The sequence below is a fragment of the Desulfurella multipotens genome (genome assembly GCF_900101285.1).
GTDB classification, from domain to species: Bacteria; Campylobacterota_A; Desulfurellia; order Desulfurellales; family Desulfurellaceae; genus Desulfurella; species Desulfurella acetivorans.
Genome location: NZ_FMYU01000027.1, coordinates 1 through 1654, shown reverse-complemented (window position 1 = coordinate 1654; position 1654 = coordinate 1). Strand labels below are relative to the sequence as shown.

Genomic DNA, 1654 nt, shown 5'->3' with positions numbered 1-1654 from the left:
GATATGGAATCTAAATTTAAAATCTCAAGTGACGGACAATGGTATGAACAATCTGATTTGACTTTTAAAATCAATGAATATGATGAGTATGCCATTGAAGAAGCAGTAAGGCTTAAAGAAAAGTTAGGCAGTGCTGAAGTTGTAGCACTTTCTATTGGTCCAGAACGCACAAAAGAAGCAATAAGAAAAGCTTTAGCTATTGGTGCGGACAAAGGTGTACATATACATGATGATGAATCACACAAAAAAGACTCGTTTCAAATTGCTACAATAATTGCAAGTTATGCCAAAGATAAAAACTTTGATATTATATTTTTAGGCATGCAGTCTCAAGATAGGGCTTCTGCACAAGTAGGTCCAATTTTATCTGAACTATTGGGTTACAATTGCATTACAACAATTGTTAGTTTTGAGTACCAAGATGGTAAAGTAAATGTTAAAAGAGAATTGGAAGGCGGTATAAAAGCAAAAGTATCTGCAAAACTACCTGTTGTGTTAACCTGTCAGCTTGGTTTAAATACCGTAAGATACCCCACATTGCCAAACATTATGAAAGCAAAAAAGAAAGAATTGATTACTATAAATGTTAATGAGCTTTTAAATGAACAACCAAGGGTTATAAACCTGAAAGCTTACATACCAGAAAAGAAAAAAGGTGGCATAGTCCTTGAAGGCAAATCAGACGAAGTAGCTGATAAGTTAATCAGTATACTCAAAGAAAAAACACAGGTATTAAGGTAGGAGGTAAAATATGAAAGCACTTTTGATTGGTGAATATAAAAATGGACATATAGATGAATCTTTTTATGAGCTTGTAGGCTTTGCAAATAAAATTGGCGCAGATTCATTTGGTTTTGCTGTAGCACCCCTTGATGTGAATATAGAGTATGCAGGAAAAGTATATATAGCGGATGTATCAAAAGCAAAAGAGTACAACCCAAAGGTACACAAAGATTTAATATTAAAATTAATAGAACAGGAAAATCCTGATATTGTTGTATTCAGTCACTCTTCATATGGCTGGGACTTAGCTCCAAGGCTAGCTGCAGCACTAAAGGTAGCTCAGATATCTGAGATTATAGATGTGGATAATGATGAATACATTGTGCCATTTTGTAATGCAAAACTTAGAAGAAAAGTAAAGCCAAACACTCAAAAAGCTGTATTGACACTCCAGAGTGGGGCATTTTCTCCGGTTAAATCCAATACTGCCCAGATTGAACCTTTAGATTATATTGAGCAGGATGATAACTTAGAGTTTCAAGGATTTGAAATAACAGAAAAAACAGGTGTTGATTTAACAAAAGCCGAAGTGATTGTTTCTGCGGGCAGGGGTGTAGGAAAGAAAGAAAATATTGAAATTGTAAGAAACCTTGCAAAAGCTCTAAAAGGTGAACTTGGCGCTTCAAGGCCTGTAGTAGATGCAGGCTGGCTAGATCCAAGCTACCAGGTTGGAACCACAGGACAAACAGTTGCACCAAAACTCTATATCGCCTGTGGTATATCTGGTGCTATACAGCATTTAGCTGGCATGAAAAAATCTAACTTTATTGTAGCAATAAACAAAGATAAAGACGCACCTATTGCCGAAGTAGCAGATGTATTTGTAGTAGCTGACCTATTAGAGTTTGTGCCTGTATTAACAAGTAAATTA

General features: G+C 35.5%; 2 protein-coding genes. Both read left to right on the top strand.

Annotated elements, in window-relative coordinates; translation table 11 throughout:
- Positions 1-741 (top strand): electron transfer flavoprotein subunit beta/FixA family protein (locus BLQ93_RS09345; RefSeq protein WP_092129865.1); only part of this gene is annotated, 741 nt, incomplete at its 5' end.
- 10 nt (positions 742-751) lie between these two features.
- The coding region (locus tag BLQ93_RS09340; protein WP_092129863.1) for an electron transfer flavoprotein subunit alpha/FixB family protein at positions 752-1654 on the top strand (903 nt) is incomplete at its 3' end.